At 71.5% G+C, this 477-nt stretch carries 1 pseudogene; it reads left to right on the top strand.

From position 1 onward, the window contains the following. Positions 1–4: 4 nt before the first annotated feature. Positions 5–477 (top strand): annotated as a pseudogene (locus IH44_RS0140110) (electron transfer flavoprotein subunit beta/FixA family protein); the annotation flags it as partial.

Raw genomic sequence — 477 nt, 5'->3', positions numbered from 1 at the left:
GGCCGTGAGCTTGAGGATCGTTGTCTGTGTGAAGTACGTGCCCGACGCGACCGGTGACCGTCGCTTCGCGGACGATGCCACCACCGACCGGGAGGGCGTGGACGGCCTCCTGTCGGAGCTGGACGAGTACGGCGTCGAGCAGGCGCTGCGGATCGCGGAGGCCAACGAGGGCGCCGAGGTGACGGTGCTGACCGTGGGCCCGGACGACGCGAAGGACGCGCTGCGCAAGGCGCTGTCGATGGGCGCGGACAAGGCCGTGCACGTCAACGACGACGACATCCACGGCACGGACGCGCTCGGGACCTCGGCGATCCTGGCGGCCGCTTTGGAGAAGACCGGTTTCGACCTGGTGGTGTGCGGCATGGCCTCCACCGACGGCACCATGGGCGTGCTGCCCGCGCTGCTGGCCGAGCGCCTGGGCGTGCCGCAGGCCACGCTGCTGTCGGAGGTGGCGGTGGCCGGCGGGAAGGTGACCGG

Source organism: Kitasatospora sp. NRRL B-11411, assembly GCF_000721345.1.
Classification (GTDB): Bacteria; Actinomycetota; Actinomycetes; order Streptomycetales; family Streptomycetaceae; genus Kitasatospora; species Kitasatospora cineracea.
The sequence above is the reverse complement of the archived record's forward strand: the minus strand, read 5'-3'. Positions and strand labels throughout refer to the sequence as shown.